Here is a 19679-nt window from a genome sequence, read left to right as displayed (position 1 = left end):
GATCAGCTACCGCTCTCGATCTTCTTCTTCAGCGCCTCGAGGCCGGTCTTGTAGAGACCGCTCACCGCGGTCTTGGCGGCCTCGTCGCTCAGCTCCGGCGGCGGATCGTTGTTGGGAAAGCCGCGGTAGAACGCGCCGGCCCATTCCAGCTTCGACTTGCCGTCGGGAGCCGGCGACACCGTCAAGGTCGAGGAATAATTGGTCACCGGCAACACCTTCACGTCGACCTTGGTGATCCGGTACGAATAGCTCATCATGTCGGGCTCGTATTTGTAGAGCTCCTCGTCGACCGTCGCCCCGCCCGTCAGCGTCAGCTGCCGCGTCGCGCCGACCTCGTTGCCCTTCTCGCCCGTGGTCTTGGTGACGGGCGGAAGCCAGCTCATGTCCTGAAAGTTGCGGATCGCGGCCCAGACCTTGTCCTGCGGCGCGTTGATCTCGATGGATTCCCGCACCTTCTGCCGGGTCGGCCCATGCGCCCAGGCCGGTGAAAAAGCCGGCGCAAAAGCCACCGTCAAAGCCGCCGCTCCTGCGGCAGTCAGCACCGCAGCCACAGCCGTGCGCCGTCCAATCGTCACCCTCATCTCGTTTCCTCATGCGTCTCGTTGATGGCGCGCGACTTGGGACGCGCGCTCCCGGCCATCCTAGCGCATTTTGGGGCCGAGGGGAGACCGGTTCGTGGCGCCGTTGCGGCGGCACGCGGCACGACCCACAACCTGTTGCGGGGCCCGGCGGGCAAAACACCCCAGGTGCAGGTCAACGCCATCGGGCCAAAATATTTCTCTTTATCAGAAGTTCGGATTATCGTATATGACACCCATCCCAGCCCGGCCGAGGGGCGTATCGCGATCGTCACGACATGCGGGGTGGGACGTGGTGGACGCAGGCTGCGTTGCCGCGACGGTGACTGCAGGGCGGGTCACACCGTGAGCAGCTCCCTGCGCGGACACGACCGGTGCAGCCTGCGTACGGCAAAATCGTGTGGTCCTGGCGCCCGGGGTCTGTGCGCCAAGTCTGGCGGTGATGCTGCGGCCCAACCGGGCGCGCGCATCAGCCATCCGCAGGGGCGACGGGGGCAATAGTGCATCGCTCCCCGGGGAGAGCAAGCCGTAAACCCACTGCGCAGGGAAGGCCGGATGTTTGGCTTCACCTGTATGCCGCTGTGCAGCTTCCTTAAGCACACGCTTTCGCACAGTGGACCGCGGGTGCCAGCCGGCACCCGGCCTTCCCTGCGCCCTCGGCACTTTTGAGGGCCGCAACTGAAGCAAAAGCTCGGGCAGATCATGCCGCGAGAACGCGAAACCGCGCGTGCGATTGAGTTTCGAGCGGAAAGATGAATTCGCTCTCGTGCCCCGGACGCAGTGCAGCGCCCCTTCGGCGATGCGCTGCAGAGCCGGGGCCCATGCAGCAGCGCGTTGCTCGGCCGCTGGGTCCCGGCTCTGCGCCGCAACGCCATAAGCGCGTTTACGCGCGTCTTCGACGCGCTATGCGCGTTGCAGCTTGTCCGGGACACGAGAGCGGAAGACGGTGCCGCTTCGTACTCCGTCATTGCGAGCGCAGCGAGGCAATCCAGACTGTCGCCGCGAAAAGATTCTGGATTGCTTCGCTGCGCTCGCAATGACGACGGAAAGCGCGAGAGTCGGTCGCGCCTTCGATCACTCCCCCAGCGTCGCCTCCACGAACCCACGCGGATCGTCGCAGAACTCCCGCATCACCCGGTAATGATCGGTCTGCTCCACCGTAACAGGCTCCAGGCCGTATTTCCCGAGCCGCAGCAGCCGCGCATTCGGGTAAGCCATCAGCAGAGGCGCATGGGTCGCCATGATCACCTGGCAGATGCGGGAGTCTTCCATGCGCCGCAGCAGCTTCAAGAACTCGATCTGGCGTGCCGGCGACAGCGCCGATTCCGGCTCGTCGAAGATGAAGATGCCCTGGCGCTGACAGCGCTCCTCGAAGAAGCGCAGGAAGCCTTCGCCGTGGGAGTGCGACAGGAAGTCCGGACCGACCTGGCCGGCGTCGCGCGCGGCCTTGTCAAGATACCGTGCGACCGAGAAGAAGCTCTCGGCGCGAAAAAACCAGCCATGGGTGATCTTCGGCAGCCAGCTTGCGCGCAGTGCCTTGGCGAGTTGGCCGCCCATCTTCTCGCGCGCCTCGGAGTGATCGACTGGCATGTAGCCCTTGCCGCCGCCAGCATCGTCGTAGCCGGCGAGCGCTGCGATGCCTTCGAGGATCGTCGACTTCCCGGTGCCGTTCTCTCCGACGATGATCGTGATGGCGGCGTCGAAGCTCAGCTCGAAATCATCCGGGAAGATGGGCAGGCAAAACGGATAGGCCTCGCGATCACCCACCTGCAACGGGTCGAGCCAGACCCGCTTCAGATACGGCGCCGGCAGGTTGATCGTGCGATGACCCCGCCGGCCCATAGCCGCCTCTCCGTCCGTTTCGCCACCGGCATTCCAGACCGGAACGTAGCGAGAACAATGATGCCACGCAAGCGGCAGGTAGCTCCCGGCGCAAGCCCCGGTCGCCCCCTAACCCAAAACCTCCAACACCAGCTCCATGGTCATCAGCACTGGATTGTCGCCGCGGACGAGGCGCCCCTCGGCGAGGCCGCCGGTGTAGTCGATCAGCGCGACATCGAGCGCAGCTTCGAGCGTGCCGGAGGGCCCGGGCGCGATCAGACCGGCCGTCGCCGCAAGCTCGGTCGCAAACGGCTCGGTCACCCCGCCGTGAGTGAAGCGGGCGCCGATGGTCGAGCCGACGCCGCCATGGATCTTCGCCCGCGCGATGCCGTGCGCGCGGCAAAACTCTTCGAGCGCGCCAGCAAAATCCTGGTTCGGCCGCAGCCGCAGCGCAAACGCGCGGCTCGTGGTGCGCGCGCCGGTGCTCGCAGCCGCCACCGGCCCAAACAGCTTGAAATTGGTCTCGGGATCGGGCTCGGCGGTGAACACCGCACCGTCGATACCGAATGCGTCGACCTCGAACGGTTCGGCGACGACAGTCTCGTCCGGCAGCATGTGGCCGCCGCTGGCCTTGCCGTCCGCCTCCGTCCACAGCCCATGGCAGTGAAAGAACGGCGCCCCCTCGCGCATGCCGAGCGTCATGCTGCCGAGCTTTGTGCGCGTAACGCCAGCGGGCCGGAAGGTCTCGCTGTAGAACGCCGCGTTCTCGCCGGTCTTCGACAGCGCCGGCATGACATAGGCGAACGGGCCGAGCGCGCCGTGCCGGAAGTTGAGCACGCCGCTCGTAAAACCCACGGCCGCAAAACCGCGTCGCGCGGCCTCGAGCAGCGGTACGCCTGCCTCAAGCGTGAAGGAGAAAGCGCGTCCCCTCGCCTCCACCCATTGGATGCGTTCTACGAGCGGCACGCCCGGCTGCTTGATATTCCGCATCACCTGCGCTCAGCCTGCCTTCGTCTTGTCGAGATCGAGCAGGCCGCGGGCCTCGAGCTCGTCGCGCACCATGCGTTTCGGCACCTTGCCATAGCCGGATTTCGGCAAAGCCTCCCAGAAGAAGAACCGCTTCGGCATCTTGTAGCGCGGCACCTTCGGGCCGAGGAACGCCGCCATCTCGGCCTCGCTCACCGGCTTCTCGCCTTCGCGCGCCACGCAGACGGCAACGCCGACCTCGCCCCAGGTCGCATCGGGTACGCCGAGCACGGCAACCTCGCCAACGGCGGGATGCGTCAAAATCTTCTCCTCGATCTCGCGCGGATAGATGTTGGAGCCGCCGGAGATGTACATGTCGGAGGCGCGGCCCGTGATGTAGACGAATCCCTCCTCGTCCATGTGGCCGAGATCGCCGGTGCGAAACCAGCCGTTGCGGAACGCCTTCGCATTGGCTTCGGGATTGTCGTAATAGCCCGCGAGTACCGCAGGCCCAATCACGCAGATCTCGCCGCTCTGGTTGGCCGCAAGCTCGCGGCCCTCGTCGTCCTGGATCGAGACCTGCATGGCCGTGCGCTCGAAGCCGCAGGTGCCGATCCTGGCATGCGGACTATCCTCAGCGTCGTGCAGCGCCGCCGGCAGCACGGTGATGTTGCCGGTGACCTCGCCGAGGCCAAAATACTGCACGATGACCTTGCCGAGCTTCTTCAGCGCGGTCTTCTGGTCCTCGCGATACATCGGCGCACCCGCATAGATCACGTGACGCAGCGAGGAATGATCGTATTTGTCGATTGCGGGATGCTCGACCATCATCTTGAGGATCGTCGGCACGGTGAAGAGATTGGCGACCCGATGCCTTTCGATCAGGCGGAACGCCTCGTCGATGTCGAACTTCTCCGTCGGCAGCAAAACGGTGCAGACGCCGCGCGCGGTCTGCACCAGCTGATGCACGCCGGCGCCATGCGAGAGCGGCGCCACCACCAGCGAGGCGTCGTGCTCGGTGACGCCGGGTGTGAGATCGGCGAGATGGTTGGTGACGACAAATCCCATCTGGCCGTGGGTCAGCACCGCGGCCTTGGACCGACCGGTGGTACCCGAGGTAAAGAAGAACCAGCAGGGATCATCGTGCTCGACGGCGACGTTCTGGACCTCCTCTCCGCCTCGCGAGGCGATGGCCTCAGCAACGGACGTCTCGCCGAACGCGCCCTTGCCGTCGAGGCTCCAGGTGAACTCCAGCGCACCGCCCTTCACGGCCGCCGCGTGTTCGGGAAAATCGACATGGCACAGAAACGCCTTCGCCCCGGAGGCTTCTGCGAGATAAGTCACCTCGTCCGGCATCAGACGGAAATTGGTGGGCACCCAGACCGCGCCGAGCCGGAACGCGGCGAACATCGAAAAGAACATCTCGTCGCCATTCTTGGAATGGACGAGGATGCGGTCACCCTTGGCAATGCCGCGCGCAGCGAGCGCTGCGGCCAGCGCCGAGACCCGCGCATCGATCTGCCGCCAGGTCCAGGATTTGTCTCCCCAAATGAAGCCGGGACGTGACCCATGCCGCCGCGCATTCTGGGTCAGCATATGAGCGAGATTCATGACGCGACGGGACATGCGCAAGGGCTGCATGGGGCTTCCTCTTCGAGGGCGAACGGCGCGCTGGCCGCCCGCTCATTGCGACCCATTTATCGCCATCGCCGGCGCCTCTGCAAGGCCGCCGGCCGCACACCTGCCCTACGGCTGCTTGAACGCAAACGGCGTCGCCGTGATGGTCTTCTGCTTGACGCAGGCCTGCGGGCCAAAGCCGCCGCAAAAGCTGCCATGCAGATCGAAGCGAATGCGCGCGGCTCCGCGCTTCACTGCCGGCGGCATGATCGTGTAGCTGCGGACATAGCCGTCGAACACCTTGCGTACGCTGCCGTCCGGCAGCGTCACCAGGATGTTCATGACGCAGCCGCCGGTTCCGCAATAGGTGGTCTCGCGGCCACCGCATTTGGTCTCGCTGAAATCGACGATGTAGTCGTCGCGGCCGTCGCCGGTCAGGTCGATCTGGCGCACCGTATCGGGCGCGAAGCTCACCTCGCCACCGTCCTGGCTGGTGCATTCCTCATTGGCATAGCGCAGCGCCGTCTGCACGCCGGGGGGATAGTCGGACGGATTGAACGGCTTCGCATCCTCGGCCCACGCGGCGGAGGCGACCAGAACAAGCAGAAGCATCGGATGGCGCATGGGCGTTGGTCGCTTCTGTAACCGCAATCGTTCAGGGAATTTTAAACATGATCGGCGCACCCTCGCTGAGTTCTTGCGTACAGAGTGTCGCATCATGGTCAAAGCGTCCGCCTTCCTCCTGTTGTCGCTGGCGCTCGCCGGATGTGCTGTGGGTCCTCAGGCGCACCTGGCGCCCGATCCCGCCTTCAAGCCTGCACGTTATGCCTGGGATGGCGCCGGCGAGGATCCCAATCGGCCGCATGCGGCCTCGCAACCAACGCGCGCGGCGGCCCGATCCGAGCGCAACAGGTCGCAAGTCGAGCTGCAGTCCCAGTCGAAGGAATGGTGGCAGGCGCAGGACGGCAGCGAGGCCGAGCAGGATGCCAGGCTCAACCGCTCCCTGGTCATCTGCCAGGGGTGCCTGCGCCCGCCGCAACAGCCCGAAGATTCCAGGCTGGCCAAAGCCGCCGATTGACGTGAACCGCAGTCACAGCTGAAACCTGCCGACCCAATCGTGCGTTACGAAGTCGTGCGCGAGGCCAACGGCTGGAAGATCGACGACATGAGCGACGTTATCGACAACAAGGCCCATCGCCACTTCGAGCTGGAGGTCGACGGCCATCTTGCGACCGAACATTACAAGCTCGACGGCAACGTGATCACCTTCGAGCACACCGACGTGCCGAAAGAACTCGGCGGCAAGGGCGTCGGCTCGAAGCTGGTGCAAGGCGCGCTCGACCAGGTCCGCAGTGCCGGATTGAAGCTGATCCCGCAATGTCCGTTCGTGAAAGCGTGGGTCGAGAAGCACGCGGACTATCAGGATCTCGTGGCGAGATAGGAACACAGGCCCGCCGCATGCAGCCGGCGGGCCTGCCGATATCTACGGCCTATTGCCCGTGCCTGAGCATGTCCTGGTCGGTCAGGTCCCAGTCCTGCCACAGTTGCAGCACGCCGAGCAGCACGAGCACGGCGCCGAGGCCCGTGTGATAGACGCGGAGAAAGCCGTCACCGGAATAGCCCATGACGTAGGGCGAGGCGATGAGCCACAGCCCGATCAGGATCGTCGTCACCTCCTGCCAACGCTGCAAGGCGACATATTCAAGCTGGCTGATGCCAAAGACGACCAGACCGATTGCAACCGTATTCAAGATCATCGTCTGGTGCGCGTTGACCGCTGGATCCTGGATGGGAAACCATGGCGAAGCCACAATCGCCGCGCCGAGCAGCATCCCGCACCAATCTTCCCATGTTCGATGAGTATTCAAGAAACCAAAGTCCGACATCGTACCCTCCTATGACAGAGGCACACGTCGGCGGCTGGCAATCACGACTTCCGAATGTCTCGCGACCCTGCCGGCCGCATTCGGACGTGTGTCCTGTAGAGGACGTGGGAACCGCCGGCGGCCGCGCAAGAGCGGGATTGAGGATTATTTCGATGTCCGCGCAATGTTCGCGGGTCGTGAACTCATACCGCACTGCGGCTACAGCGCCCCGAGCTTCCGCAGCGATTCCTGCGCGGACGACAAGCCGGGCTTCAACTCCAGCGCCTTCCTGAAATCGGCGATCGCGCCCTGCTTGTCGCCGAGCCGCAAGCGGGCCTGTCCGCGGTTATTCCACGAGAACACATCCGAGGGATCGTATTGCAACGCCTTGTCGTAGTCCGAAAGGCCGCCCTTGTTGTCGCCCTGGAAGAGGCGGATCATACCGCGATTGCGCCAGCCGCGTGCGTCGGTCGGCGCGAGGCGGATGGCCTCGCCATAGTCGGCGGCGGCACGGTCGAGCTGCTCGCTGTCACGGTAGACGTTGCCGCGATCGATATAGGCGAGCAGATCGGGCGCAAGCTTGATCCGCATCGTGTAGTCGGTGATGGCATGCGCCATGTCGTGCTTGCGGTAAGACACCAGGCCGCGATTGCCATAGGCCATGGCGTAGTTGGGGTCACGCTTGATCGCCGCATCGAAGTCGGCCAAGGCGCCGTCGAGGTCGCCCTTGTTGAACCGGGATTCGCCGCGATTGTTGTAGACCAGTCCTAGCGATGGATCGAGCTTGATGGCCTGGTCGTAATCGGCAATGGCCCGGTCGTAGTCGCGCTTGAACGAATAGACGCGGCCGCGATTGTTGTAGGGGCAGGCATAGTCTGGAGCGAGCCTGACCGCTTCGTCGAGATCGGACAGCGCGGCATCGAGCTCGCGCTTCTCGGTAAGACCATGGCCGCGGTTGCAATAGGCGCCGGCGAGCCTGCGGCCGCTCTCGCTCTTCGTATCGATGACGCTGGAGCAGGCCTTGACCCGCTGGTCGGGCGTGCTGGTCAGCGCCACGCACGCATCCCAGGCGGGACCGCCTTCGGCCGCAGCCGGCGCCGTCGAGATCAGCGCAGCAAGCAACGCCATGAGACTGAGCGGGACACGCATTTTACGGATATCTCCCCTGCGGCAACCTCCCTTGGTCGCACCTTGGCAAGCACCGGTTCAGGCGTCTAGATCAGAGAGAAGCAGCACGTCGGAAGGATCTTGCATGGCCGCATCGGTACGGGACAACAAGGACAGGAGCCGCTTCGAGCTCGATGTCGGCAGCGACGTCGCCTTCGCCAATTACCGGCTGACCCCGACGGCAGTCATCATCACCCATACCGAGACGCCGCGCGCGCTGCGCGGCCGCGGCATCGGTTCCGAGCTGGTCAAGGGCGCATTGAATCTGATCCGGCGCGACGGCAGGAAGGTGATCGCCGGCTGCGGCTTCGTCGTCGACTATCTCGACCGGCATCCGGAGGATGCGGATCTGGTCGCCTGAAAGCAAAAGGGCCCGCGAGACCGCGGGCCCTTCCGGCACGACCGGCGTTCGGTCAGTGCTTAATTTCGGGCGGCAGCTTGCCGCCATTGGCGGCGAGCTTGGACATCACCTGCTTGTGCAGCCAGACGTTCATGCTGGCGGAGTCGTTCATGTCCCCGGTATAGCCGAGCTCCCTGGCAAGGTCCTTGCGCGCGGCAAGGCTGGAATCGATGTCGAGCGCCTTCATCAGGTCGACGATCGAGGTGCGCCATTCCAGCTTCTCGCCCTTGTGCGCGGCCACCGCCTTGTCGACGATCGCGGCCACGTCAACAGACGCCATCGATGCCGCAGCGGGGGCGGATGACGCGCCCGGCGCGGCCCCTGCGGGCGCGCTGCCCGGCGCTGTGCCACCGGTGGGCGCGGCGGAAGCCGGCTGGCTACCGAAGATCGCGCTCATGATTTTCCCGAAAATGCTCATATCTGCTCCCCGAAAAAGGATCCGTTGGAAGGGCCTTGAGTGGCACTTATAGACCAAGTCACTGCGTAGCACCCGCGAAGTTCTGCGAGCCGACACGCAGCATCAGCTTATCTGCGGCGAAATGACGACCGAATGACGCCACCGAAGTTGCGCTGCGGCATCGAATTTCACCCAAGCGTGAGGGACAGGACTCGGAAATGGGCGTACGCTTTGCGTTCAGCTCGCGATGCCTTCCGGAATTCGCGCCTGGTCGGAATCGTGAAACTCAAGAATGGCGGCCGCTCGCGCCGTTTGCCGGCGCCGGATTCGGCCGCTCGGCAAGGGAGCTAGCGACCATGGCCACACTCTACCAGGGCAATGTCCCCACGATGGGCCGGACCGCAGATGCGGCTGGACCCGTGATCCGAACCATCCAACTGTCCGATCTGCACGATGCGCTCCGGCGCGGCTGGGAAGATTTCAAGGCCGTTCCGAGCCACGCCATCATCCTCTGCGTGATCTACCCGGTGCTCGGCCTCGTGCTCGCCCGCGTGGTGATGGGCTATTCGGTGCTGCCGCTGCTGTTTCCGCTGGCCGCCGGCTTCGCGCTGATCGGCCCGTTCGCGGCGCTCGGTCTCTACGAGCTTTCCAGCCGGCGCGAACGCTATGAAGAAGCCAGTGCCTGGGATGCCATGGAGGTGCTGCGCTCACCTTCGTTCGGCGCGATGCTCGGCCTCGGCGCCTTGCTGCTCGCTCTGTTCGTGACCTGGGTTGCAACCGCGCAGGCGATCTACGTCGCGGCGTTCGGGTATGAGGGCGTGACCGGCATTTCGGACTTCGTGACGCGCGTGCTGACGACGCAGCAAGGCTGGTGGCTGATCGTGGTCGGTTGCGGCACCGGCTTCCTGTTCGCGCTCGCCGCGCTCTGCCTCAGTGTCGTATCATTCCCGCTGATGCTGGACCGCCATGCCGGTGCGTTCGAAGCGATGAGCACGTCGCTGCGCGTCGTCGCGAGGAACCCCGTGCCGATGGCGGCCTGGGGCCTGATCGTCGCGGTGCTGCTCGCGCTCGGCACCATTCCGGCCTTCCTCGGCCTCGCCGTGGTGATCCCCCTGCTCGGCCATGCCACCTGGCATCTCTACCGCAAGGTGATCGTCTCAGAGCCCGGCGCACGTCCGGTGCCGCCCCCGCCGCATCGTCCGCGCAAGCCGGCCGCTGACTTCCCGGCCAACCTCTTCCCCTGGCGGAACAGGACGGACGCCTGACGATATCGTGACATGCGATCCTGCCCCGGCTCGGGCAGGATCGCCCCTGTCGCACGCCTTGCTTTGGCCGCGGTTCCGATCGAGATTGCGCGCGCCGGCCAGATCGCTTCACGGAATTCATTGACTCGAATGACCTCGACGATTTCTCGTCTCGCTCTCGCAGCCTTCGCCCTCTCCGCGTCAATCCTCTCCGCCCAGCCAGCGTCCGCCGCGGTTGCCTGCGGCTCGGGTAATTTCGATGCCTGGCTCGCGGACTTCAAAACCGACGCTGCGGCCAAGGGCATCTCACAACAGGCCATTGCGTCGGGTCTTGCCGGCGTGACGCTGGATCAGAGCGTGCTCAACCGCGACCGCTCGCAAAAGGTCTTCACCCAGACCTTTGAGGAGTTTTCCGGCCGGATGGTGCCGCCGCGCCTGCAGCGCGGCTCCAACATGATGAAGCAATACGGCTCCGTGCTGTCGCGCATCGAGCAGGCCTATGGCGTTCCCGGCGAGGTGCTGGTCGCGATCTGGGGCCTGGAGACGGATTTCGGCGTCAACACCGGAAAGTTCACCACGATCCGCTCGCTCGCGACGCTGGCCTATGATTGTCGTCGCGCCGAGCAGTTTCGCGCCGAGCTGATGGATGCGCTGCGCATCGTCCAGCGCGGCGATCTTACGCCAGCAGAGATGAAGGGCGCCTGGGCCGGTGAGCTTGGCCAGACCCAGTTCATGCCGTCATCCTGGATGAAATACGCCGTCGACTTCGACGGCAACGGTAAGCGCGATCTCCTGCACAACGCGCCCGATGTGCTCGCCTCCACCGCCAATTATCTCGCCGGCTATGGCTGGCAGAAGGGCAAGGACTGGCAGCCTGGCAGTCCGAATTTCGAGGTGCTCAAGCAGTGGAACAAGAGCGAGGTCTATTCCAAGACCGTCGCCTATTTCGCCACCCAGCTCGCGCGCGCTCCTTAAGCCTTATCGGGCCGGGTTCTGTCCAGAATCATCCTGGCTGCCCACTGCGCATGCTTCCCTTGCCAATACCTGCGCGCCTGACCGGCCTGAGCCGAGGCATGCCTCGACTCATCTCATAAATTGAATATTGATTCATTTTACCTATGCGACTCACGCAGGCAAGACTTGGGTCAGGAAGCTATTCACTGGGCTGGCCGGGTCCTTGCAGGCAACTTATTTCCGTGATGATCGAGATCAATGGAGCATCCTTAACTCCGTGATTTCACGGATGTTTCTCGACAGACTTCGATCCCTTGGTGCAAGCTTCGGACAGGAGCGCCTTCCGGTTAATCGTCCGTTACCTCCGTTATGCGTCCATCGCTTAGCTGCATCGCAACATCGGAACTTTCGCACTGCACCACCCTCAACTATATTCATTTCAACGATGAGGCCCGGGCAAGGGCTGAATCGAACTACAGGAGACTACCTATGCTGCTCTCGCTCATCCGCATGATCCAGGCCTTCCGGGACTATCAGCGCAATGTTGCCGAGCTGTCCCAGCTCAGCGATCGCGAACTGGCCGATATCGGCCTCGATCGCTCGGACATCCCGCGCGTTGCCGCCGGTCAGTATCAGGGCTGATATCGTTCAGCCCTCCACCGGAACGAACCCGATAGCGCCCGCTCCGTGCGGGCGTTGTCGTTTCTGATGGCAGAAAACTCGATCTCGGCGATTCCACTCTTCACCGAAAAGCGCTACCTGTCCGCCCCATGACAGGACCCCAATCGAACATCGTGCACGTAATCGGCGCCGGCCTCGCCGGCTCGGAAGCCGCCTGGCAGGTGGCCAAAGCCGGCGTGCCCGTGGTGCTGCATGAGATGCGGCCGACCCGCATGACAGAGGCGCACCGCACCGACGGGCTCGCCGAGCTCGTCTGCTCCAATTCGTTCCGCTCGGACGATGCCGCCAACAACGCCGTCGGCCTGCTGCATGCGGAGATGCGCCGGCTCGATTCTCTGATCATGCGCGCGGCCGACGCCAACCAGGTGCCTGCCGGCGGCGCGCTCGCAGTCGACCGCGACGGCTTCTCGGCGGCGGTGACCAAGGCTCTCAACGACCATCCCCTGATCGAGATCGCCCGCGGCGAGGTTTCAGGCCTGCCGCCCGCCGAGTGGAGCAACGTGATCGTTGCCACCGGTCCCCTCACCTCCGCTCCATTGGCCGAGGCCATCCGCGCGCTGACCGACGAGAACGCGCTCGCCTTCTTCGACGCGATCGCACCGATCGTGCACCGCGAGTCCATCGACATGTCGGTGGCCTGGTTCCAGTCGCGCTACGACAAGGTCGGCCCTGGAGGCACTGGCGCCGACTACATCAACTGTCCCATGACCAAGGAGCAGTATGACGGCTTTGTCGCCGCGCTGATCGCGGGTGAGAAGACCGAGTTCAAGGAGTGGGAGACCAACACGCCCTATTTCGACGGCTGCCTGCCGATCGAGGTGATGGCGGAGCGCGGCCCGGAGACGCTGCGCCACGGTCCCATGAAGCCGGTCGGTCTCACCAACCCGCATGATCCCGTCACCAAGGCCTACGCGATCGTGCAGCTGCGCCAGGACAACAAGCTCGGCACGCTCTACAACATCGTCGGCTTCCAGACGAAGCTGAAATACGGCGAGCAGCAGCGCATCTTCCGCACCATTCCGGGACTGGAGAACGCCGAATTCGCCCGCCTCGGCGGCCTGCATCGCAACACCTTCCTGAACTCGCCAAAACTGCTCGACAGTCAGTTGCGCCTGCGTGCCCAGCCGCGGCTGCGCTTTGCCGGCCAGATGACGGGCTGCGAGGGCTATGTGGAATCGGCCAGCGTCGGGTTGATCGCCGGTCTCTATGCCGCAGCGGACGCGCGCGGCGAGATGCTTGTCAGCCCGCCGGGCACGACGGCGCTCGGATCGCTGCTCGGCCACATCACCGGCGGCCATATCGAGACCATCGAGCCGGGCACACGCTCGTTCCAGCCGATGAACATCAATTTCGGCCTATTCCCGCCGCTCGCGACCGTGCCGACCAAGAAGCCCGACGGCACGCGCCTGCGCGGCAACGAGAAAACGGTGGCCAAGAAGCAGGCGCTGAGCGCACGGGCGCTCGCCGATCTCGATCGCTGGATCGCCGATCACCTGCACATTGCCGCGGCCGCGTGAGCTTTCGATGAGCCTCCCGAAAGACGACGCGGCAGAGCTGTCGGCGCGCTGGACCGAGGGCGTGCTGCTCAAGCGCGATGTGTTCTCGACCGTCGAGCGCGGCCGCTTTCGGAGCGGGACCGGCGAGGTCGACGCCGTGCTGCGCCGGCTCGACGAAGTGCCGTGGTGGTCGTTCCTGCTGGCGCGGCATCTGTTCGCCCGCGAGAAGCACGCTCTGGCGCGCGCCAAAGGCCTCGATGTCGGCCCCGAGCTGCTCTGGGCCGGACAGCGCGCGCTGGTGCGCGGATTCGTCGACGGCGCGGCGCTGCATCTGGCAAAGCCCCATGACGACCTCGCTTATTTCCGTTCGGCCAAAGCGATGCTACGCCGGCTGCGCCGCGCCGGCATCTGCCACAACGATCTCGCCAAGGAGCAGAACTGGCTGGTCGGCCGCGACGGCCGCGCCTATGTGACCGACTTCCAGCTCGCGGCCTGCTTCGACCGCCGCGGCCGGCTCTATCGCATCCTCGCGTACGAAGATCTTCGGCACCTGCTCAAGCACAAGCGCTCCTATGCTCCGGAAGCGCTGACGCCCCGCGAGCGAAAGATCCTCGCCAAGAAGTCGTTCGCGGCGAGCCTCTGGCTCGCCACCGGCAAGAAGGTCTATCGAGCGATCACGCGCGGCCTGTTCAACTTCACCGATCGCGAAGGCGGCGGCCGCCGGCTGGTCAATGATGCCCCGGTGCTGACCGCGTTGATCCGCAAGAATCCGGCCGTGCGCGACACCGCCATCGTCGCCTTTGCCGACCGCCGCTCCGGCGTCGGGCTCTACGCCTTCGTCGAAGCCGATCAGACCGCACTCGAGGGCGAGCTGCGGAACGAGCTCGCCGCCGCCAAGGGCCCGAAGCCGCCGGAACACATCCAGGTCGTGCACGCGCTGCCGCGCGACACCAGCGGCAAGCCGCGGACTGAGATCCTGCAACTGGTTGCCATGAACCAACTCGACTTGATCGAGCCGATGATGAAGAACGACCAGGACCGCGCCTTCCTCAAGGACATCCTGGAACAGCGGAAAAACCTGCGCGACCGCTTCAACTTCGAGGCGGACCTGCCGGCAAGCTAGCGCCTTGAAGCGTCCACATTGGCGACAGAGAAGCGATCGGATCATTCGGGCGTGGCGGGATCATGGGCATTCGGGGGATGATGATGTGTCGTGTCGTGGGCGGCCTGGTCGCGGGCTTCCTGCTGCTCATGGCTGCGCCTGCGATGGCGGACTCGCCGGCCGAGCTGATCTCCAGCTTCCGCCTCAAGCACGGTGAAGTCCGCGTCGTCCGCGATGCCACTCTCGACCGCATCGCCATGGACCAGGCCCGCGCGATGGCCGCCAAGGACGACCTCAGCCACGATGCACTCGGCCCCTTCAACCGCCGCGTCGCGCCGGCCGGCGCGGGCCGCGCCGCCGAGAACATCGCCTACGGCTACGACAATTTCGAGAAGACGCTCGGACAGTGGATCGACTCGTCCGGGCACCGCAAGAACCTGTTGCTGCACAACGCCTCCCGCGTCGGCATCGCCAGCGCCAAGAATGCCAGCGGCAAGCGCACCTATTGGGCCATGGTGATCGCGGGCGATTACGAGCCGAAGGGCAAGGGCAAGAAGAAAGACAAGGAGCCCGTCGTCGCCGTGAAACGCGAGGCCGCGCCCGCGAGCAAGCCAAAGTCAAGCAGCTGTCACATCAAGCTGCTCAGCCTCTGTATCTGAGGCCAAGCAGGCGATCTTGCTCGCGCTCGGCAATGCGCCTAATTCATGGACCAGATCGCAAGAAGCGGAGGGCGTCAGTGATCGACCTCGACCGAATACGCGCCGACACGCCAGCTGCCGCCCGGCTCGCATATCTCCACAACGCAGGCTCTGCCCTGATGCCGGCGCCGGTTGTCGCGGCGATGAAGGGGCACATCGATCTGGAATGCGAGATCGGCGGCTATGCGGCCGCCGATCTCGAAGCCGACCGGCTCGACGCGGTCTATGACTCGGTGGCGCGTCTGCTGAATGCCGCGCCCGACGAGATCGCGCTGGTGGAGAACGCGACGGTTGCCTGGCAGATGGCTTTCTATTCGCTGCCGTTCCGCAAGGGCGACCGGATCCTGACCGCCGAGGCGGAATACGCCGCCAATTATGTCGCCTTCCTTCAGGTCGCCAAACGAACCGGCGCGATCATCGACGTGGTGCCGAGCGATGCCAGCGGCGAGCTCGACGTCGACGCGATCGAACGGATGATCGATGAGCGGGTGAAACTGATTGCGATCACCTGGGTTCCAACCAATGGCGGGCTGGTCAATCCGGCAGCGGCGATCGGCAAGATCGCGCGGGCGCACGGCATTGCCTATCTGCTCGACGCCTGCCAGGCGGTCGGCCAGATGGACGTCGACGTCAAGGCCATCGGCTGCGACATGCTCTCGGCCACGGGTCGCAAATTCCTGCGCGGCCCGCGCGGCACCGGCTTTCTCTACGTCCGCCGGGCGCTGCTGCAGAAACTCGAGCCGCCGATGATCGACCATTTTGCCGCCCCCTGGGTCTCGCGAGACGCCTATCAACTTCGGGACGATGCCCGCCGCTTCGAGACCTGGGAGAACAATTACGCGGCCCGGCTGGGGTTGGGCGCGGCTGTCGACTACGCGCTCGAGATCGGCATTGCCCCGATCGAACAACGCTGCCGCATGCTCGCCGGCCGCCTTCGCAGCGGCCTTGCGACCCTTCCCGGCATCACCATTCGCGACCTCGGACGCGCGCCGGGCGCCATTGTCAGCTTCACGATGGACGGGCACGAGGCGGACGCGATTGTCGCCAGCGCCGCTTCAGCCGGCATCGCGATCGGAGATTCAGATCCGTCGAGCACGCGCATCGATGCCGAGCTTCGCGCATTGCCGCATATCGTGCGGGCATCACCGCATTATTACAATACGGAAGCCGAGATCGACCGGCTGATCGCGCATCTGGCGGGCTTGGCACCGCGGTAGCCAACGCAAGCCGGCGCGCCGGACCGACCGTGAAGTCGGTCCGCCATCGCGCCGTCTGCCTCAAGCCGTTGTCGTCAATGCCGAGAGTTGGTCGGTATCAAAGCGGGCGCGTAGCTCGCTGATGGCCTTCGCATCCGGCGGTCCGCTTGCCGTCAGTTTGGCCAGTTCCTCGAAGTAATGCTCGTGTCCCGGCGGCGATACGGTCATAAGCACGCGCGCGGGCTTCTCGCTCACGTTGGTGATGTTGTGAGCTACGCCCGGAGGAATGAAGAGGAAGGTCCCTGGAGTTGCTCGGACAACCTCCTCCCCGACGTGCCATTCACATTCGCCCTCTAACATGTAGAAGGTCTCTTCCTGCGCACGATGAACGTGCCGGCCGGTGGCGAATCCTGCCGGAATCGTCCAGTCGAACATGCTGGTATGCCTGGTGTCCCCGCCGGTCACCAGGAAGGCCATTGGCTCGCCGCGCAGCATGACCCCCTTGGTCTCGCCGGGCCTGCGGATGACGTGTTTCGCGGTCATGTATCCCTCCATCGCTTGTTGCAGCGCTCCTCACCGCTCTCGCGATGGTGGTCCAGTCCAGCTGGAAAGTCGTGAAACGGCTCGGAAAACATTGCAAAAAACCTGCGAAATGTGCCCTTCTTCGGCAATGGCCGCGATCCTTGAATTTGGTCCCTTTCGGCTCGATGGCGAGGCGGGGATCCTGTTCCACGGTGCTGAGCCGACCGGGCTCGGCCAGCGCGCCGTGCTGCTTCTGGCCCTCCTCGTCCGGCAAGCTGGTGTGCCGGTTTCGAAAGATGCCTTGATCGAGGCGGCCTGGCCCGCCCAGGCCATCGAGGACAGCAATCTCACCGTCCAGATCGCGGCGGTGCGGCGCATGCTGGCCGACATCTCCGGCGAGGCGCATTGGATCGAAACGCTGCCGCGCCGCGGCTATCGCTATGTCGGCCCCACCGTGACGACGTCCGATCCGGATCGCGCAACTGCAACACTGCAAGCGCCGTTGCTGACTTTGCCCGACAGGCCGTCGATCGCAGTGCTGCCCTTCACGAACCTGAGCGGCGATGTGGACCAGGACTATTTTGCCGACGGCATGGTCGATGACATCATCACCGGACTCTCACGCATCAATTGGCTGTTCGTGATCGCGCGGAATTCCACCTTCGCCTACAAAGGCCGCGCGGTGGACGTGAAGCAGGTCGGCCGCGAGCTTGGCGTACGCTACGTGCTGGAAGGCAGCGTCCGCAAGACAGGCACAATGGTCCGCATCACCGGCCAGTTGATCGACGCGTCGACTGGAGTGCACGTATGGGCCGAGCGATTTGACCGCCGGTCCGAGGACGTCTTCGCCCTCCAGGATGACATCGCATTGTCGACCGTCGGCGCCATCGCGCCCAGCCTGCGGCGCGCCGAGATCAACAGGGTCAAGCGCAAGAGGCCGGACAGCATGGACGCCTATGATCTCGTCCTGCGCGCTCAGCCGGACGTCGATTCCGGCATGCCGGCTCAAGTCACCCAGGCGCTCGTGCTGCTCGAACGTGCGATCGCGCTCGAACCTGCGTACGCGCTCGCGCACGGCAATGCGGCGATGTGCCATCATTGCTTGTTTCTTCGAGCCGGTTTGCATGAGGCCAATCGCGAGGCCTCGATCCGCCACGCGCGCTCGGCGATCGCTCATGGCCAGGATGATGCGCTTGCCCTCACGCTGGCGGGTTTTTCGATCGGCATGGACGGGCACGATCGCTCCGCAGCATTCACCGCGTTCGAGGCTGCGCTCGCCATCAGCCCATCATCGGCGCTGACCTACATCCTCGGCAGCGTCGTGCTTGGCTGGGGCGGAGATTCCGACCGCGCCATCGAATGGAGCGAACAAGGCCTGCGGCTCAGCCCGTTCGATCCCTGGGCTTTCGCCGCATTCGACGCCCAGGCTCTCGGGCACTTCCATCGCGGCCGATATGAGGAGGCGTGCCGCGCCGCTTACCGCTCGGTTCAGGCCAATCCTCGCCACAGCATCACCTATGTGCAATTGGCTGCGGCGCTGGCAAAGCTTGGACGACTGCAGGAGGCGAAGGCGGCAGCCGCGCGGGTGCTGGAGCTACACCCGACGTTTCGCTATGGCCGCCAATTTCAGGGCGTCAATTGCGCGCCGGCGCTCGCCTCCTCGCTTGGCGATGCCCTGCGCGTTGCAGGCCTTCCGGAATAGCGCTGGCGTTTCAGCGGGCCACTCACGTGCAGCGCGCGCTCAATCCGGATGCGCTGAGCCTGGCCATCACCTCGTCGAGATGCGCGGCATCGCGGGTCTCGATGACGAGCTGCAGCAGCGTCGCCTTGGCCGGCAGGTCGGAAAAGGTCCGCTGGTGCGAAACTTCGATGATGTTGGCGCCGGCTTCGGCGAGCAGTGCGGCCACCGCCGCCAACTGCCCGGGTCTGTCAGGGATATCGAGCGAGAGCTGGGTCAGCCGCCCTTCGCGCGCGAGCTCGCGCGTGAGGACGGATGCGATCAGCCGCGTGTCGATGTTGCCGCCGCTCAGGACGAGACCGACCTTCTGGCCGGCAAAGCGGGTCGGATCGGACATCAGCGCGGCAAGGCCGGCGGCGCCGGCGCCCTCGACCACCGTCTTCTCGATCGAGATCAGGGTCGCGACCGCGCGCTCGAGCTCGGCTTCGTTCACCAGCGCAATGTCGTCGACGAGGCGGCGCACGATCTCGGTGGTGATCTTGCCGGGCGATTTCACCGCGATGCCTTCGGCGAGCGTATCGCCGCGCGCCGGCAGGTTGCCGTCATGGATGGCGTTGTACATCGAGGGATAGAGCCAGGCCTCGACGCCGAGGATTCGCAGTGACGGCTTGATCGATTTCGCGGCGATGGCGATGCCGCTGATCAGGCCACCGCCACCGATCGGCACGACCAGCGTATCGAGCTCCGGCACCGCTCTCATCATCTCCAGGCCGACGGTGCCCTGCCCCGCAATCACGAGCGGATCGTCGTAAGGGTGGACGAAGATCATGCCCTTGGCTTCGCCGTGGCTACGCGCGAACGCGGCCGCCTCCTCCAGCGTCGCGCCGGTGACGACCACTTCCGCACCGTGATGCCTGGTGTTTTCGACCTTCACCATGGGCGTGCCAACCGGCATGACGATGGTGGCGGGAATGCCGAGCCGCTTGGCGTGGTAGGCGACGCCCTGCGCGTGGTTTCCGGCGGACATGGCGATGACGCCGCGCGCACGCTCCTCCGGTGTCAGCGCGGTGAGGCGGTTGAGCGCGCCGCGCTCCTTGAAGGAGGAGGTGAACTGAAGGTTCTCGAATTTGAGCCAGATCTCGCAGCCGCAGATGCTGCTCAGCGTGCGGCTGTAGCTGCAGGGGGTCTCGACGACGGCGCCGCGAATGGTGTCGGCGGCAGCATGAATGTCACCAGGTGCGACCGGAAAGCCGCTGAGATCGGGCGATGTGGTTTGGGACAACTCAGCCATGGGACA

21 protein-coding genes are annotated in these 19679 nt (G+C 64.8%); 11 read left to right on the top strand and 10 right to left on the bottom strand.

The genetic code is table 11. The annotated features are described in order from the left end of the window. Positions 1-2 precede the first annotated feature (2 nt). The 5 genes from XH84_RS28500 to XH84_RS28475 form a co-directional block, all read right to left on the bottom strand. Positions 3-581: an SRPBCC family protein gene (locus tag XH84_RS28500; RefSeq protein ID WP_128919453.1), complete on the bottom strand. Its 579-nt coding sequence runs from the start codon at positions 579-581 to the stop codon at positions 3-5. Positions 582-1652: 1071 nt separating this feature from the next. Further along, positions 1653-2420, bottom strand: a complete 768-nt coding sequence (locus XH84_RS28490) for an AAA family ATPase (protein ID WP_128919452.1) — start codon at positions 2418-2420, stop codon at positions 1653-1655. Between the two features lie 108 nt (positions 2421-2528). Continuing rightward, the gene (locus tag XH84_RS28485) at positions 2529-3389 is read right to left on the bottom strand and encodes a PCC domain-containing protein (protein ID WP_128919451.1); all 861 of its coding nucleotides are present in this window, start codon (positions 3387-3389) and stop codon (positions 2529-2531) included. A gap of 9 nt (positions 3390-3398) precedes the next feature. Beyond that, the gene (locus XH84_RS28480; RefSeq protein WP_128919450.1) at positions 3399-5006 is read right to left on the bottom strand and encodes an acyl-CoA synthetase; all 1608 of its coding nucleotides are present in this window, start codon (positions 5004-5006) and stop codon (positions 3399-3401) included. A 105-nt stretch (positions 5007-5111) separates the two neighbouring features. Next, positions 5112-5594, bottom strand: coding sequence for a hypothetical protein (locus tag XH84_RS28475; protein WP_245471880.1), 483 nt, complete (start codon positions 5592-5594; stop codon positions 5112-5114). A 106-nt stretch (positions 5595-5700) separates the two neighbouring features. Here XH84_RS28475 and XH84_RS28470 point away from each other — a divergent pair, with 106 nt between their 5' ends. Together XH84_RS28470 and XH84_RS28465 are read left to right on the top strand one after the other, a co-directional pair. Beyond that, entirely contained in the window at positions 5701-6060 is a 360-nt protein-coding gene (locus XH84_RS28470) for a hypothetical protein (RefSeq protein ID WP_128919448.1), read from the top strand. Positions 6061-6147: 87 nt separating this feature from the next. Continuing rightward, a complete protein-coding gene (locus tag XH84_RS28465; protein ID WP_128919503.1) occupies positions 6148-6423 on the top strand; it encodes a GNAT family N-acetyltransferase in 276 nt (91 codons plus the stop codon). Between the two features lie 49 nt (positions 6424-6472). On the opposite strand, the gene XH84_RS28460 is transcribed toward XH84_RS28465, so the two are convergent. Both XH84_RS28460 and XH84_RS28455 read right to left on the bottom strand, forming a co-directional pair. Further along, on the bottom strand, positions 6473-6868 hold the full coding sequence (locus XH84_RS28460) for an SPW repeat domain-containing protein (RefSeq protein ID WP_128919447.1): 396 nt from the start codon (positions 6866-6868) through the stop codon (positions 6473-6475). Positions 6869-7066: 198 nt separating this feature from the next. Next, a complete protein-coding gene (locus XH84_RS28455) occupies positions 7067-7996 on the bottom strand; it encodes a tetratricopeptide repeat protein (protein ID WP_128919446.1) in 930 nt (309 codons plus the stop codon). A gap of 103 nt (positions 7997-8099) precedes the next feature. Here XH84_RS28455 and XH84_RS28450 point away from each other — a divergent pair, with 103 nt between their 5' ends. Beyond that, positions 8100-8375, top strand: a complete 276-nt coding sequence (locus XH84_RS28450; protein ID WP_128919445.1) for a GNAT family N-acetyltransferase — start codon at positions 8100-8102, stop codon at positions 8373-8375. A 52-nt stretch (positions 8376-8427) separates the two neighbouring features. On the opposite strand, the gene XH84_RS28445 is transcribed toward XH84_RS28450, so the two are convergent. Then, entirely contained in the window at positions 8428-8832 is a 405-nt protein-coding gene (locus tag XH84_RS28445) for a DUF3597 domain-containing protein (protein WP_128919444.1), read from the bottom strand. Positions 8833-9167: 335 nt separating this feature from the next. On the opposite strand from XH84_RS28445, the gene XH84_RS28440 reads away from it, so the two are divergent. The 7 genes from XH84_RS28440 to XH84_RS28410 all read left to right on the top strand — a co-directional run bounded on the left by XH84_RS28440 (position 9168) and on the right by XH84_RS28410 (position 16203). Then, on the top strand, positions 9168-10076 hold the full coding sequence (locus tag XH84_RS28440; protein WP_128919443.1) for a DUF2189 domain-containing protein: 909 nt from the start codon (positions 9168-9170) through the stop codon (positions 10074-10076). A 129-nt stretch (positions 10077-10205) separates the two neighbouring features. Next, on the top strand, positions 10206-11030 hold the full coding sequence (locus XH84_RS28435) for a lytic murein transglycosylase (RefSeq protein WP_128919442.1): 825 nt from the start codon (positions 10206-10208) through the stop codon (positions 11028-11030). 468 nt (positions 11031-11498) lie between these two features. Then, on the top strand, positions 11499-11651 hold the full coding sequence (locus XH84_RS28430) for a DUF1127 domain-containing protein (RefSeq protein ID WP_007590701.1): 153 nt from the start codon (positions 11499-11501) through the stop codon (positions 11649-11651). Between the two features lie 128 nt (positions 11652-11779). Further along, positions 11780-13207, top strand: coding sequence for a methylenetetrahydrofolate--tRNA-(uracil(54)-C(5))-methyltransferase (FADH(2)-oxidizing) TrmFO (gene trmFO, locus XH84_RS28425; protein ID WP_128919441.1), 1428 nt, complete (start codon positions 11780-11782; stop codon positions 13205-13207). A 7-nt stretch (positions 13208-13214) separates the two neighbouring features. Continuing rightward, positions 13215-14309 (top strand): AMP-binding enzyme, encoded by a 1095-nt coding sequence (locus tag XH84_RS28420; RefSeq protein WP_128919440.1) that lies wholly within the window; start codon positions 13215-13217, stop codon positions 14307-14309. Positions 14310-14392: 83 nt separating this feature from the next. Then, the gene (locus tag XH84_RS28415; protein WP_128919502.1) at positions 14393-14947 is read left to right on the top strand and encodes a CAP domain-containing protein; all 555 of its coding nucleotides are present in this window, start codon (positions 14393-14395) and stop codon (positions 14945-14947) included. Between the two features lie 77 nt (positions 14948-15024). Further along, positions 15025-16203 (top strand): aminotransferase class V-fold PLP-dependent enzyme, encoded by a 1179-nt coding sequence (locus XH84_RS28410; protein ID WP_128919439.1) that lies wholly within the window; start codon positions 15025-15027, stop codon positions 16201-16203. A gap of 60 nt (positions 16204-16263) precedes the next feature. On the opposite strand, the gene XH84_RS28405 is transcribed toward XH84_RS28410, so the two are convergent. Further along, positions 16264-16725 (bottom strand): cupin domain-containing protein, encoded by a 462-nt coding sequence (locus XH84_RS28405; RefSeq protein WP_128919438.1) that lies wholly within the window; start codon positions 16723-16725, stop codon positions 16264-16266. Positions 16726-16852: 127 nt separating this feature from the next. On the opposite strand from XH84_RS28405, the gene XH84_RS28400 reads away from it, so the two are divergent. Then, on the top strand, positions 16853-18406 hold the full coding sequence (locus tag XH84_RS28400) for a winged helix-turn-helix domain-containing protein (protein WP_128919437.1): 1554 nt from the start codon (positions 16853-16855) through the stop codon (positions 18404-18406). Between the two features lie 22 nt (positions 18407-18428). Here XH84_RS28400 and XH84_RS28395 read toward each other — a convergent pair whose 3' ends face one another. Then, a complete protein-coding gene (locus XH84_RS28395; RefSeq protein ID WP_128919436.1) occupies positions 18429-19673 on the bottom strand; it encodes a threonine ammonia-lyase in 1245 nt (414 codons plus the stop codon). Positions 19674-19679: the final 6 nt, after the last annotated feature.

Source organism: Bradyrhizobium nanningense (assembly GCF_004114535.1).
Lineage (GTDB): Bacteria > Pseudomonadota > Alphaproteobacteria > Rhizobiales > Xanthobacteraceae > Bradyrhizobium > Bradyrhizobium nanningense.
Note: the sequence above shows the minus strand (reverse complement) of the source record. Positions and strands in the feature narration are given on the sequence as shown.